At 59.3% G+C, this 13622-nt stretch carries 12 protein-coding genes; 4 read left to right on the forward strand and 8 right to left on the reverse strand.

Annotation, left to right across the window (positions count from 1 at the left end):
* Nucleotides 1-11: 11 nt before the first annotated feature.
* Complete coding sequence (gene araD, locus B0G52_RS03620; protein ID WP_094042156.1) at nt 12-716, reverse strand: L-ribulose-5-phosphate 4-epimerase; 705 nt, start codon at nt 714-716, stop codon at nt 12-14.
* Nucleotides 717-823: 107 nt separating this feature from the next.
* Complete coding sequence (locus B0G52_RS03625) at nt 824-1918, reverse strand: GntR family transcriptional regulator (protein ID WP_094042157.1); 1095 nt, start codon at nt 1916-1918, stop codon at nt 824-826.
* A 142-nt stretch (nt 1919-2060) separates the two neighbouring features.
* On the opposite strand from B0G52_RS03625, the gene B0G52_RS35220 reads away from it, so the two are divergent.
* The 3 genes from B0G52_RS35220 (at nt 2061) to B0G52_RS36080 (ending at nt 3999) form a co-directional block, all read left to right on the forward strand.
* Nucleotides 2061-2249 (forward strand): hypothetical protein, encoded by a 189-nt coding sequence (locus tag B0G52_RS35220; protein WP_143762512.1) that lies wholly within the window; start codon nt 2061-2063, stop codon nt 2247-2249.
* A gap of 40 nt (nt 2250-2289) precedes the next feature.
* Entirely contained in the window at nt 2290-2787 is a 498-nt protein-coding gene (locus B0G52_RS03630) for a YcxB family protein (protein ID WP_158223569.1), read from the forward strand.
* 201 nt (nt 2788-2988) lie between these two features.
* Complete coding sequence (locus tag B0G52_RS36080; protein WP_094042159.1) at nt 2989-3999, forward strand: RpnC/YadD family protein; 1011 nt, start codon at nt 2989-2991, stop codon at nt 3997-3999.
* Nucleotides 4000-4012: 13 nt separating this feature from the next.
* Here B0G52_RS36080 and B0G52_RS03640 read toward each other — a convergent pair whose 3' ends face one another.
* Together B0G52_RS03640 and rfbF are read right to left on the reverse strand one after the other, a co-directional pair.
* Nucleotides 4013-5794 carry a thiamine pyrophosphate-binding protein gene (locus B0G52_RS03640; protein ID WP_094042403.1) on the reverse strand — a complete coding sequence of 594 codons (1782 nt, stop codon included), beginning with the start codon at nt 5792-5794 and terminating at the stop codon, nt 4013-4015.
* Entirely contained in the window at nt 5791-6570 is a 780-nt protein-coding gene (gene rfbF / locus B0G52_RS03645; RefSeq protein WP_094042160.1) for a glucose-1-phosphate cytidylyltransferase, read from the reverse strand. The genes B0G52_RS03640 and rfbF overlap by 4 nt, the downstream gene beginning before the upstream one ends.
* A 200-nt stretch (nt 6571-6770) precedes the next feature.
* Here rfbF and B0G52_RS03650 point away from each other — a divergent pair, with 200 nt between their 5' ends.
* On the forward strand, nt 6771-8264 hold the full coding sequence (locus tag B0G52_RS03650; protein WP_143762513.1) for a hypothetical protein: 1494 nt from the start codon (nt 6771-6773) through the stop codon (nt 8262-8264).
* A 510-nt stretch (nt 8265-8774) separates the two neighbouring features.
* Here the strand turns inward: B0G52_RS03650 and allB are convergent.
* The 4 genes from allB to corA form a co-directional block, all read right to left on the reverse strand.
* Nucleotides 8775-10184 carry an allantoinase AllB gene (gene allB, locus B0G52_RS03655; RefSeq protein WP_233162332.1) on the reverse strand — a complete coding sequence of 470 codons (1410 nt, stop codon included), beginning with the start codon at nt 10182-10184 and terminating at the stop codon, nt 8775-8777.
* A 107-nt stretch (nt 10185-10291) separates the two neighbouring features.
* Complete coding sequence (locus B0G52_RS03660) at nt 10292-12055, reverse strand: SulP family inorganic anion transporter (protein ID WP_094042405.1); 1764 nt, start codon at nt 12053-12055, stop codon at nt 10292-10294.
* 218 nt (nt 12056-12273) lie between these two features.
* Entirely contained in the window at nt 12274-12600 is a 327-nt protein-coding gene (locus B0G52_RS03665; RefSeq protein ID WP_094042162.1) for an ArsR/SmtB family transcription factor, read from the reverse strand.
* A 14-nt stretch (nt 12601-12614) separates the two neighbouring features.
* Entirely contained in the window at nt 12615-13568 is a 954-nt protein-coding gene (gene corA, locus B0G52_RS03670; RefSeq protein ID WP_094042163.1) for a magnesium/cobalt transporter CorA, read from the reverse strand.
* Nucleotides 13569-13622: the final 54 nt, after the last annotated feature.

Here is a 13622-nt window from a genome sequence, read left to right on the forward strand (position 1 = left end):
TAGAATAATGACTAATTGCGAGAATCGTCGGGTTGACCGTAATACGCATTCGCTCCGTGTTTGCGGAGATAATGCTTGTCGAGCAGCGCCTGGTTCATCGATGCGACTCCCGCATTCAGCTGCCGTGTATGATAAGCCATCTTCGCCACTTCTTCGAGAACGACCGCATTATGCAGCGCGTTCATCGCATCCTTGCCCCAAGCGAACGGCGCGTGACTGTTCACGAGCACGCCAGGAACCCGATCGGGATCGATTCCGCGGAACGTTTCGACAATCACGTTGCCCGTCTCCGCCTCGTATTCGCCGCGAATTTCCTCGTCCGTCATTTGCCTGGTGCAAGGGATCGTGCCGTAGAAATAGTCCGCCTGCGTCGTGCCCAGCGCCGGAATGCCTTGCCCCGCTTGCGACCAGATCGTCGCCCACGGAGAATGCGTGTGCACGATGCCGCCCACGTTGGGGAACGCCCGGTACAGCACCAGATGCGTCGGCGTATCCGAGGACGGGCGCATATCGCCTTCGACGACTCGGCCGTCCGCGTCGACGACGACCATATGCTCCGGCTTCAGCTCTTCGTAAGGAACTCCGCTGGGCTTGATCACCATAAGTCCGGACGCCCGGTCGAAGCCGCTTACATTTCCCCAGGTGAACGTGACGAGCCCGTACTTCGGCAGCTCCGCATTGGCCTGGCACACCTGCTCCTTAAGTTGGTCTAACAAGTGAAAACACTTCCTTCCCTAGAAAGACAAAGCTTATTTGAAATCTTCGCCCTTTGTTGTCTAGGTCGATTATACACTTGTACGTACATGTATGTCGAGATGCTCCGTTAACGTTTTTCCGCGGCGGATTGGCGCACGATCAGCTTGGGCGCGTACAGCACGTCTTTGGCAGGCGGCTGCTCCCCGTTCTCCAGCACAGAGACGAGAAGATTCGCCGCGCGCTCCCCAAGCTCGGACTTCGGATGCTCGATCGTCGTCAGCTTGATTTCTGTCGCCGTCGCCAGGAACGAATCGTCGTAGCCGATCATGGACAGATCCTCGGGTATCCGCAAGCCAAGCTCCCTGATCGTATCGAGCAGGGATACGGCCAACTGATCGTTGTAGCAGACGATCCCCGTCGGCCTCTGTTCGGACAGCAGCATCTCCCTGAGCATGCGCTGCGGACGTTCTCCTTTATCTTCAGTCGAATATCTGACGATCGTGCTCGCGTCCGGAGCAAGGTTGCGGTCGCGGCAAGCGCGGATGAACCCTTTCATCCTTCTTACGCCCTGCATATCGTCCGTCTTGAAGAACCCGGCGATATTCCGGTGTCCCAGTCCGAGCAAATAATCCGCCGCCATGTAGCCTCCCGCGTCGTCGTCCACTCTGACGCCGGGACATTCCAGATCCGGATAGCGTTCGTTGATCATCAGCATCGGAATGCCGTGATCTTCGATCGCCATGTAATTATCGAAATTCGGGTTGCCTTCCGCGCTCTTGGTCGGCTCCACGATCAGCGCGCACACCGAATGGCTCAGCATCATTTCCAGGCATTCGCGTTCCCTGTCCTTGCGATGGTCCGTGCTGGACAGCAGCAGACGGTAGCCTTTATCCTTAAGCGCCGACTCCACTCCCCGAACGATCGACGGGAAAATATAGTCCGAGATCGAAGTCGTGATGATCCCGACCGTACGATTGCCCGACGACGCGCGGCGCTCCGGCGACTGCCTGCCGACGAACGTCCCCTTGCCCTGCTCGCGGGCCAGCCAGCCTTCCTGGACCAGCTCCCCGAGAGACTGCCGCACCGTCTGGCGGCTCAGCGCGAACTGCTCCGCGAGCTCGTTCTCCGACGGCAGCTTGTCCCCCGGACGGTAGCGTCCCGACGCGATCCAGGACAGGATCTCTTCTTTAAGCTGTATGTACTTCGGCGATTGCACGTTCATTCGTCCTCCTCGTTCAGCGCCGCCCGTTAGGCTTACAGCCATTATAGCATACGGATTCACTTGTACGTACCTATTCCCGACCTGCCCATTCGGGCAAAATATGATATAGTTGAGTATTATGGGATTCGGAGGTCGTCCCCGCGTGGCAAACCGAATGATCTATTCGACGGAAGAGCTCGATATCAGCGCCGACAGCGACAAGCGTCTCGTCCGGATCGAGCTGGCGAGCAGCGGATACCGACAGCGGTATGTCTCGCTCGTCATCGAAGAACGCGAGGATCTGGAGCGCATCATCGCCGCCTTGCAGGAAGCGAAAGCTTCTCTGTCTTGAGCTAGGGCGTGTATGCACTTATTTTAGGAGGAAAACCGACTTGATCGATATTACGTACAATTACAGCTCGCATATGGCGAAAGCCGTGCGGGACTACCACCATCACTCGCTTAGATTCTGGCTGTCCAACGGGATAGGACTAGCCATCGTATTGCTGGAGGTCGTTCTCTACTTCACCTCGTCCAACCTGAACATGCTGTGGATCGCCCTGCTCGTGCTCGTCTTGCTCGGCGCGCTCTACATCATCATGTGCTACGTTCAGCCGAACAAGTTCGCCAGCGACGCGCGCTATGCCAAGCCGTTCACCCTGTCCGCGGACGAACGGACGCTTCGCCTGAAATCCGACGACCTCGACAACACCGTCCCTTGGAGCGACATCCGCAAAGTATGCGAGACGAGCCGCTACTACTTCCTCTTCCTGGATCAGACGCAGTTCTGGATCGCGCCGAAGGAGGCTTTCTCTGATCGCGAACAGGAAGGTCGGTTCAGGGAACTCGCGGGCCGCTATCTGACGATTAACCGCGGTTTGATTCGGTGAAGTGAATGACGGATATACATCCGCCCGGATCGTCGAACCGGAATAGCTGGAAATGCAACAGAAGATAGGATATAGTGAGATTAGCAAATTTATAACGAATTCGACGAGTGAAGCACACTCCGATTAGCGCGGCAACGCGCTCGGGGCGTGCTTTTTTTTGCGTTTGCAAACGATCGCTGATCAGTGGGGATGTGGTGTATAATGAAGACAAAAGATCGGCAGGAGAAGGAACGGCTGAAGCTCGATCAAATGATGAGCGTGCTGTTCCGACTCTCCAAGCGGTTGAGGCTGCAACTCATTAACGGCTTGTTCGGAGAGAGCTTTACCGGCGCCGAAGTAAAGGCAGTTCACTACAGCAACGCCAAGTTTGTCGACGCGGACGAATACAATCGCATCATCGGCGACCTGTTTATGAAACTGGATACGGTTCGCGGCACTTTTCACTACCATGTCGAGTTCCAGACTCTGAACGGCCGAGCAATGGTCATCCGGATGTTCAGATACGGCTTTGAGAAAGCATTGGAGCTGGCCGAAGGGAAGGCGGAGGACGGCGTGCAACTGGTCGCATTTCCGAAGCAGATCGTAATTTTCCTGGAGGAAAACAAGGCGATCGGCGACGAGCTGCGCTTCCGAATGCGACTGCCGGACGGGACGGAGACGATGTACACAGTGCCGGTGCTGAAGATCTGGACGCTGACGCCCCGCGACTTGCAGGAGCGGGAGCTGTTCGCATTGCTGCCGCTGCAGGTGTTTCGCTCGCGCAAGAGGATGCGCCGCATCGCGGCAAGCCGCCGGACGGACGACGAGAAGAGAACTCTGTTTACAAAGGAGTTTGAACGGCTTAAAGCGACGATTGAGGAAACGGTGGAAGTCCTTCGGGAACTGCGCAGAAAGCGGCAGCTGCAGCTTGAAGACTTGGATAAGATTTTGCAGGTATTGCAGAATATTCTGAACTACTTATACCGTCATTACGGAGAATATAAGCAAACGGAAAGGGAGGTAAGCGAGATGATCAAGACGTTTATTCCCGAGGCGCTAAAGCGCGGAAGAAGGGAAGGAAAAAAAGAAGGCCTTCAGGAAGGAAAAAAGCTCGGAGTCCAGCAAGCCAAATTCGAAGTGGCCGGAAACCTGCTGAAGCTTGGCGTTGACACCGACACGATCGCCGGAGCGACCGGACTATCCCCCGACGAAATAGCGAAAATAAAGCCGTAGGCCCGACAGCGGCTTACGGCTCATCCAGCATAGGCACGATCATCCGGCTGCGCAGCTCCCGCCTGTCCAGCGGCGGCTCCATATCCTCGATCGGGCGGCCTACGCCAAGCTTCGGATGCACGGCGGCGTCCATCGGAATCATGATCTCCGCAACGACTGGCCCGTCGGCTGCCGATACCGACTCCAGCAGAGGTTCAAGCTCACCCCAGGATGCCGCTCGAAACCCGGGGATGCCGTACGCTTCGGCGACCTTCGCGAAGTCGGGACAACTATACCCGGACACCGTGGAAGCCTGCCGCCCGCCGAAGTACAGATCCTGGAATTGGCGCACCATGCCCAGGGAACGATTGTTCAGCACGAAGACGGAGACCGGAAGCCGCCAACGAACGATCGTCTGCAGCTCCTGAATGTTCACCTGCATCCCGCCGTCCCCCGCGACGAGCGCCACGTGCCTTCCAGGCACGGCGAACGCCGCGCCGATCGCGGCGGGGAGGCCGAAGCCCATCGCCCCCATGCCTCCGGCGTTCAGCAGCCGCGTCTCGCCCCTGATCGGCAGCGACTGGCTCGCCCACATCTGGTGCTGCCCGACGTCCAGGCAGACGATCGCATCCGCTCCGATCGCTTCTCCCAGCCGCTCCATCAGCCGATTCGGGTCGATATCCCCCGCCTCCACGGCGCTGTCGGCAGCCTGCGCTCCCGTCGGATATTTCCGGCGATACAGCGCAAGCCTGTCTTTCCAAGCCAGCCACTCGTCACGCCCCGGCCGTTCCTCCCATACCGCAGCCAACATGCTCAGGAAAGGCTTCAAATGCCCTCTAATCGCCAAATCCGCCTTCACCTTTCTGCCCAGCTCCGTTCCGTCGATATCAATGTGAATGATCTTCGCTCCGCGAGCGAACGTCTCCGGCCTCGTGCCCGTCTGCCGTGTATCCAGCCGGGACCCCAGCACGAGCAGACAGTCGCAGTTCGCCAGCGCCAGATTGGCGTAACGATGGCCGTACGAACCGATCAGCCCCAAGTTCCATTCGTAGTCCGTCTCCACGGCGTCCAGTCCCAACAGCGAGCAAACCACCGGCACGCCCGCCTGCGCAAGCCACGCGCGCAGCGCTTCCGTTGCCTCCGCCGAACGCACTCCCCCGCCCACAAGCGCCATCGGCCGCGACGCCGCGCGCACCCATTCCGCCGCCCGCCTAACCTCGCCTTCCTCCAGAGCCGGCGCAGCAGCCGGCTCCTCCGCTTCTCCCGAACCCGAATACCCTTCCATCTTCTCCGGATCGACGTCCGCGCGCTGCACGTCCATCGGAATGTCGAGCAGCACCGGCCCGGGCCGGCCCGACCGCGCGATCGCCCACGCCTTCTCCAGCTCGAAGCGAAGCGTGCCGGCGTCCGTGACCATCGCCGCGTATTTCGTAAGCGGCCGAACGACGCTCACGATGTCCGTCTCCTGAAAACCGTTCTGCCGCACCGGATCGTCGAACTTGAACTCGTAAGTGTTCACCTGGCCGGTCAGAAATACGCAGGGAACCGAATCGAAATAGCAGCTCCCGATGCCCGTCACCAGATTCAGCGCCCCCGGCCCGCTCGTCGCCATCGCCACGCCGACCTTGCCGCTGGCCCGCGCGTAGCCCTCCGCCGCGAAAGCGGCCGCCTGCTCGTGATGCATAGGCACCGCCGCGATGTCGTCGCGCTCGTCCAGCGCGTCGAGCAGATGCGCGATCGCCCCGCCCGCCATCTCGAAGACGTGCGTGACGCCCTGCCGGGCCAAATAATCGACCACGTACCTGGCCGCCTTCATGATCGCCATACCCTCCATGGCGCGCCGCCGGACTTCCACAGCGCCTCCAGCGACACTTTATCCCGCAGCGTGTCCATTGGATGCCAGAAGCCTTCGTGCCGGTACGCCATCAGTTGGTTCAATCGGGCCAGACTTTCGAGCGGCTCCTTCTCCAGCATCGTATCGTCTCCCCCCATGTAAGCCAGCGCCTCCGGCTCGAAAACGAAAAATCCCCCGTTCATCCACCCGCCGTCCCCTCTAGGCTTCTCCCGGAAACCGCGCACGCCTCCCCCCTCGCCAAGCTCAAGCGCTCCGAATCTCCCTCCCGGCTGCACGGCGGTTACGGTCGCCCACTTCCCGTGAGAGCGATGGAACCTGACCAGCTCGGACAGATCGATATCGCTTACCCCGTCGCCGTAAGTGAGCATGAACGGGCCGTCCGCCAAGTAGGAGCCGATCCTCGCGATCCGGCCTCCCGTCGACGTGTCTTTGCCGGTATCGACCAGCGTCACCTTCCACGGGTCGGTCATCCGCTGATGAATCCGCCTTTTTCCCCCGTCCGAGAAGTCGAACGTTACATCCGATTCGTGCAGATCGTAATGGGCGAAGTACTCCTTGATCAGAACGCCCTTGTAGCCAAGCGGAATGACGAACTCGTGGAACCCGTAATGAGAGTAAATCTTCATAATGTGCCACAGAATCGGTTTGTCCCCGATCTCGATCAGCGGCTTGGGCCGCACCGCCGTTTCTTCGCTGATTCTCGTGCCGTAGCCCCCGGCTAGAATGACGACCTTCAAGGGAACGACTCCCCCTCTCCCGTCCTTGCGGACGACGCTCCGACAGCAACCTCCTACTACTTATGCCGAAGCGGATGCCGGGGTGTGGACAAGAGGGCGCTCGACCCGTAAATTCCGCAGACTTTCATCCCGAAAAAAGATTGCGAATTATGGCGAAAAAAAGTACGATGGAAGCAACTTTGAATATGGAGACGATTTCCATGACGCGTAATCGAAGCAACGCGGTATCGGGCAAGCCGCCCGTGATCGGCAGCCGCGGAACGCCCGGCAGTTCGCCGGTGATCGGGTCCCATAGACAGCAGAGAAGCGCGCCGCCGGTGATCGGCTCGCACAGGCAGCGGCAGGAGCAGCCGGAACAGCCGTCCCTCGGCAACCAGGACACGCTTCAAGGAATGCAGCGAGAGCCGTTCGAGATGAAGCCGATGGTGAACGGAATGCAGGAGCTGGACAAGTGGCTGCCCACGCCTCATCGAGGGATGCGCACGATCATGCCCTCCAAGACGTTCTACGCGGACACGGAGGAGAAGCGGGAGCCCTATGCCCGCAAGTTCAACGAGGATGGTACGATCTCCAACCAATCGGACGGTGAACACCTAAGCACGATAGGAGCATTGAGAGCACCGGCGGAAGGCTCCAAGGCGGATCGTCACATCTTCACGATGGACGGAGGCGGCAACTTCTACACGGCCGATGCCATCCAGGAGACGACAAAGCGCGGCAAGGAAGCTTTGGAGAAATTCAACTTGCCCGATCCGAGCCGGCAGGAGGCTCCCTCACAAGCTCCCGGACAAGCCCCCTCTTCCTACTACTACGAGGGCGCGAACGGCAAGGCGGACGACAACTACATCGAGATCGAGGACGAGTCGGAGGAAAGCGTGGGCGGCTACACGCAGATCGTGGAGTCAAGTCCGGAAGACAACTACATCGAGATCGAAGACGAGTCGGAGGAAAGCGTGGGCGGCTACACGCAGATCGTGGAGTCCAGTCCGGAAAGCAACTATATCCAGATCGAGGACGAGTCTTCCGAAAGCCAGTCCGACGGCTACCTTCCCCAATACATAGGCGCTCAGGAGCCGCGCGATTCGAACGGACAGTACATCGACTCCGTCCCCGAGAGCCCGGATCACTATTATGGAGCGCAAACGCACGACAGCGAAGATTCCTATTACGGGTCGGAAGCCGAGCAAGAAGAGGATGAAGGCCCGCAAGTGCCTTACCAGGAGAGATTCCACCACTCCAGCTTTCTCGCGGGACAAGCCGTGGCCGGAGCCGGGGAAATGCAAGTGCGCGACGGGCAAATCGAGCTCATCTCCGACGCGAGCGGCCACTATCGTCCGGGCTCCAAGCAGATGCTGCAAACCGTGCAGGAGCTCGAGCGCAAAAAGGTGCCCGTCGAGAGGATGGGCGTCGAGTTTATCGGCAAAGGCAACGAGGCCTTGGACGCGGACGGCTACGCCGAATTCGACGAGAATGGCGAGATCGCCAAGGAAACCAACATGCAAGCGTCGGCTCTGGAGCTTCTGGGCTACGCCAACCACCGCAATCCCGAGAACGCCGAGACGGAGATGCGCGCGAATCACGCCAAGAAAAACCGCTATTTGACCGAGCTGCTCGGGGTTGCGGGCAAGTCGAAAAAGAAGGACGAAGTCGCGCCTTCCGACAACCCCAACGCTTCCAGATGGAGAAGAAGATAGCGAGTTAGAACTTCGTCGTCTCTTCGCGCCGCGCCAATCAAGATTCGGCCGCTTCCAACAGGGGCTGTCCCGTAAGTAAAAAGAGACGTACAGAACAATTATCGATGGATATTTGCTTAGGGCGTGTCTTCAAACCCGCTCAGGTGCATCTATCACCGCCTTTTCGCCCCCTGCTTCGTCACTTTTGCTTGACGTACCTCCGGTACGCCTTCACAAAAGTTCCTTGCATGGAACGAAAATTCGGCCATATCTGCTGTCCTCGGAGTATGAAAACACGCCCTAGGGGTATCTATCTCCTTCCGATGCCAGATACCCCACAAAGTGACGCCAAGCTTCGCAGCTTATTCCGATTACTTTGCGGGGGCCCCAAAAGCGTTTCCTGAAATTTGTATGGCAGACCCGTGACAGGGTCATTTCAGGACCGTATGAGGCAGTCTGCAGGAGATAGATACCCACTTTTTTTCATCGATAATTTTGTACGTCCCTGCTTACGAGACAGCCCCCTGCGCGCTATATAAGCTTCCTCCTTCGCTTCTGCTCGGCTGCGGTTCGCTGCCACTCCCCCTCCCTCGCCGTTCCGATTCCCGTATCGGCGGCGTACACCACCTTGCCCCGATTCATTGTCAGGACGACTCTGCTGCGGAAGCGGCGTCCGGCGTAAGCACTGTGCCGGTGCCGGTACAGAAGCTGTTCCGCACGCAGCACATACGGAGCGTCGAGATTGACGAGCACGATGTCCGCGTCGCACCCGACAGCCAGCCTGCCTTTGCGCGGCAGCAGCCCGAACCGTTTGGCCGGAGCTTCCGACAGCACTTTGGACAGAAGAGGCAGCGGAAGCCCTCTTTTCCAATACCCTTCGTCAATAATCAGCTCCAGCATGCTCTGCGCGCCGGATATGCCCGCCCTTGCGGCAAAATAATCGTCTCCCGCCTCCGGCTTCATCCACGGTGGACAGGGAGAATGATCAGAGGCGACGAGATCGACCTTGCCCTCGGCCAGCCTCGCCCACAGCCCTTCCCTTTCGCGGGCTCCGCGGATGGGGGGAGCGCATTTGGCTAGCGTTCCCAGCCTCTCCGCCTCCTCGTCGGTAAACACGAGATAGTGCGGACACGTCTCCACCGTGACGTTCAGCCCGTTCATCTTCGCTTCCCATGCCGCATCGATCGCTTGCGGACTGCTCAAGTGAACGAGATGAAGCGGACATTCCGTCCGTTCCGCGAACAGCAGCGCCCTGCGCACCGCATCCAGCTCGGCCGCGATCGGTCTGGCCGCCGCGTAATCCCGCGGCATGCGCGGCTTCCGCCGGGCCAGCTTCCCGGTCAGCGCCGAGACGACTTCCTCGCTCTCCGCGTGCACGGCCAGCACTCTGTTCATGCCCGAGATCGCCTTCATTCCTTCGAACAAGGCCACGTCGTCAACGGATCGAAAGCCGCCTTCCTCATGCCCCGTAGACGACATCACCGCTTTGAATCCGATAACGCCCGCTTCCGCGAGCGGCTCCAGCTCTTCCAGATTGTCGGCGGACAGCCCGCCCCACAATCCGTAATCGATATGCGATCCGATCGTCCGCGCGGCTGCCAGCTTGATTCGCAGCGCTTCCGCGCTCGCCGTCGGCGGCTGCCCGTACAACGGCATATCGAGGAACGTCGTCGCTCCCCCCGCGGCCAGCGCCGCCGAACCGCAATCAAACCCTTCCCATTCGCCAAGCCCAGGTTCGTACAGATGCACGTGCGCGTCCACGACTCCCGCCATCGCATACAGTCCGCTTGCGTCGATGGTCGTCCTCGAGGGTACCGGGAGCTCGGAGGCGATCTGGACGATCAAGCCGTCTCTTATTCCTATATCCGCAATCTGAACGCGGTCGCGAAGCACAACGTTCGCTCCCTTGACGATACAATCGAGCATGCCTTCGTCCTGCATTCTCTCCCCTCCCTGCGCGCATTTATATATGTTATATAATATAACACAAATAAACACATCAGTAGAAACGGAGAGTTTATCCTATTTTTATGTTAATAAATATTACATCATACAAAAGTTGCCGTACTCGGATGCCCGACCGTTCCGGCCGCGCACGCCGTCCGTTCCTCCGACAGCTCAGCGCATTCGCGGAAAGCATACTGCCGGCAGCCGGCGCAGCGAGCCTTGTCCAGGCAGCCCAGCGCATAGCCGATCGCTTCTCCCGTATGCGCGAAAAACCGGTCCCTCCCGATCTCCTCCGCCAATCCCGTCCGCTCCAGCACCTCGCGCGGCTGCTCCTGAATTCCGGATACGAGCACGACGCCGCCGACGCCGCGGAATTCGCGGACCAGCGCGGCCAGATTCGCTTCCCCCGTCATATCGATCATCGGGACTTTCCCCATGCGGATAAGCAGCACGCGATGGGACTGCCCGACCACGTCGTGCAGCGCCCGTCCGAACGACTCAGCCGCCCCGAAGAACAGCGCGCCCTCCACCGTCGCAATGCGGATTTGCGGACAATCCCGCTTCTCCGTCACCCCTTCCGGCGCCACCTTGCCGTGGCGGGCCAGCGGATCGGGCAGTACCTTGTCGACTTTGATCATGCCGCCCATCCGTTTCACGAACAGCACGACCGCCAGCACGAGTCCGGCCGTAACCGCAGCCGTCAAGTCCATGAACACGGTCAGCAGGAACGTCGCGACCAGCACGAGCGAATCGCCCGTCTTCGTTCGCAGCAGCTTGGCGAAATTGCGATACTCGCTCATCTTCCACGCAACGACCATCAGCACCGGGGCCATACCGGCCAGCGGAATGCGGGAAGCCAGCGGCGCGAACAACAGCAGCACGGCGAGCACGACCGCGCCGTGAACGATGCCCGATACGGGACTGACCGCTCCCGACTTGATGTTCGTCGCCGTTCTCGCGATCGCTCCCGTCGCCGGAATGCCGCCGAACAGCGGAGCCGCCATGTTGGCGATGCCTTGGCCGATCAACTCGCGATTGCTGTCATGGCGAGTTCCAGTCATCTCGTCCGCGACGACGGCGGACAGAAGCGACTCGATGCTGCCGAGCATCGCGATGACGAATGCCGGATACAGCAGCTGCTCGATGCGTTCCAGCGTAATTTCCGGCAGGCGGAACGCCGGCAGCTCGCTCGGAATCGCGCCGTAGGCGGACCCGATCGTCGCCACGTTCCCGTCGAACAGCAGGCTTGCGACCAGCGTCGCTGCCAGCAGCCCCGCTAGCAGCGCGGGCAGCTTCGGCGCGTATCGCGTCGCGAGCAGGATAACCGTCAGGCTGACGAGCGCGGTCGCGATGCTGTAGCCGTCGATGAGCGGCCCATTCGCTGCGATCTCCTGCATATTCGGCAGGAACCGCTCGTGTTTCTCCAACCCTTCCATCCCGAGAAATCCGGGAATTTGACCTGTGAAAATGATGACCGCGATGCCCGCCGTAAACCCGAGCGTCACCGGCCGGGGAATGTAACGGATGAGCGCGCCCAGCTTGAACAAACCCATCAGCAGTAGCATGACGCCCGCCATCATGCCGGCCAGCAGCAAATTTTCGTACCCGTAATGCAGCACGATCATCAGCAGCACCGGCACGAACGCTCCCGTCGGGCCTCCGATCTGAAACCTCGAGCCTCCCAGCAGAGAAATCAATACGCCTGCGATAATCGTCGTGTACAATCCGTATTGGGGACTTACGCCCGACGCGATCGCGAAAGCCATCCCGAGCGGAATGGCAACGATGCCCACGATCAATCCCGACAGCAAGTCGCGGCGCAAGGAACCGACGTTGTAATCCGCAAATCTCCCCAACCTGTGCAGCTTCATTTTACCCCTTCTTATATTTAAATATTTGATTATTTGAATATATAGAATATAAGAGTCCAAGGAAGGAAAGTCAAAAAGGATTTACCCCGTTTTAAGCGGGTTTAACCCGATGCGGCAAGCAAAACCGCCTTCGACGTCCTCTGCACGCAGAATCGCGTACTAAAAACGAGGCCGTGCTCGCCCTTCGGCGATCGACCTCGTTCTGCACCCGTTCACTCGCTTCGAATCGTCTCCAGCAGCGAGATCGCATCGACGAGATGGTTGTCGAAGATGCGTTTGGCGACTTCCAGCAGCTCCCGGATGAGCGGGTCCCGGAGAGAGTAGATGACGTTCGTCCCGTCCTTCACGCCGCTGACGACGTTCTTCGCCCGAAGCACCGCCAGCTGCTGCGACACGGCCGAGCCTTCCAGGCCAAGCACCGCCTGGATCTCGTTGACGTTTTTCTCCCCTTCGCTCAGCACTTCCAGAATCCGAATGCGCAGCGGATGCGCGAGCGCCTTGAAGAACTCCGCTTTGAATTGCTGCAATTCACGGCTCACGCCCTTTCCCCCTTTCAATCGAACCAGCCCTTGCGCTTGAACCAGGCATACATGCCGAGACCGAGCGCCAGCATGAGCCCGAGCACGATGAAGTAGCCCGCCCGCCATTCGAGCTCAGGCATGTTCACGAAGTTCATCCCGTACACGCCGGCGATAAAAGTAAGCGGCATAAAGATCGTCGTCATAACCGTGAGCGTCTTCATGATCGAGTTCATCCGATTCGAGCGCAGCGAGTCGTAGCTGTCCCGGAGATCGGCCGTCATCTCGCGATTGGATTCGATCATCTCCGTCAGCTTGAGCAGATGATCGTAAATATCGGTAAAATAGGCGATCTGCTCCTTGATGCCCGGAATTTTGTCCGAGTTGAGCAGCCGGTACAGCAGGTCGCGCATCGGCAGCACCGTCCGGCGAATGCGCAGCAGGTCGGCCCGAATGTCATAGATCTGCTCCGTCGTCTCCTGCAGGTTGACCCTGTTCTCGCCCTGATCCTCGATCTCGTTCAGCTGATCCTCGATTTTGTACAATGTCGGAAAATAGTTGTCGACAAGCTTGTCCATCAGCAAGTACGCGACGTAATTATGGTCCTTGCCCCGGCGAACGTCCGCCTCCCGCATCCGCCGCCACGCTTCCTCGATCTCCTGCGAAGGCGCAAGATGGAACGTGACGATGCCCCGCGGACCGAGGAAGACGTTCACTTCCTCCGCCTTGAGCGTCTCGGGATGCAGCGCATGAAGGACGAAAAAATGCGTTTCCTCGTAGTGGTCCACCTTCGGCCGCTGCAGCAGCTGCAAGCAGTCCTCGATCGCGAGCGGGTGAAATTGAAAATAGCTGTCCAGCAGCTCGGTCTCCTCCGGCTTCGGACAATCGAAGTCGACCCAGAACCAGCCGACGTCCCGGCCCGTCAGCTCCTCCAGAGGAACATCCTCCCGCCATCGCCCGTCGTCCGTGACGGCCATAATCCGCAGCACTCGCCTCACCTCTTAACGTCCATTATGCCTTGAGGAGACCGCGATTGGCAACTT

It is taken from the genome of Cohnella sp. SGD-V74 (genome assembly GCF_003001675.1).
GTDB lineage: Bacteria > Bacillota > Bacilli > Paenibacillales > Paenibacillaceae > Cohnella.

Coding starts and splice junctions, on each gene's coding strand:
- B0G52_RS03625 (WP_094042157.1), bottom strand. CDS start 1,918: ATGAACGTGCAATCGCCGAAGTACATACAGCTTAAAGAAGAGATCCTG.
- B0G52_RS36080 (WP_094042159.1), top strand. CDS start 2,989: ATGAAGACAAAAGATCGGCAGGAGAAGGAACGGCTGAAGCTCGATCAA.
- B0G52_RS03640 (WP_094042403.1), bottom strand. CDS start 5,794: ATGAAGGCGGCCAGGTACGTGGTCGATTATTTGGCCCGGCAGGGCGTC.
- B0G52_RS03650 (WP_143762513.1), top strand. CDS start 6,771: ATGACGCGTAATCGAAGCAACGCGGTATCGGGCAAGCCGCCCGTGATC.
- allB (WP_233162332.1), bottom strand. CDS start 10,184: ATGCAGGACGAAGGCATGCTCGATTGTATCGTCAAGGGAGCGAACGTT.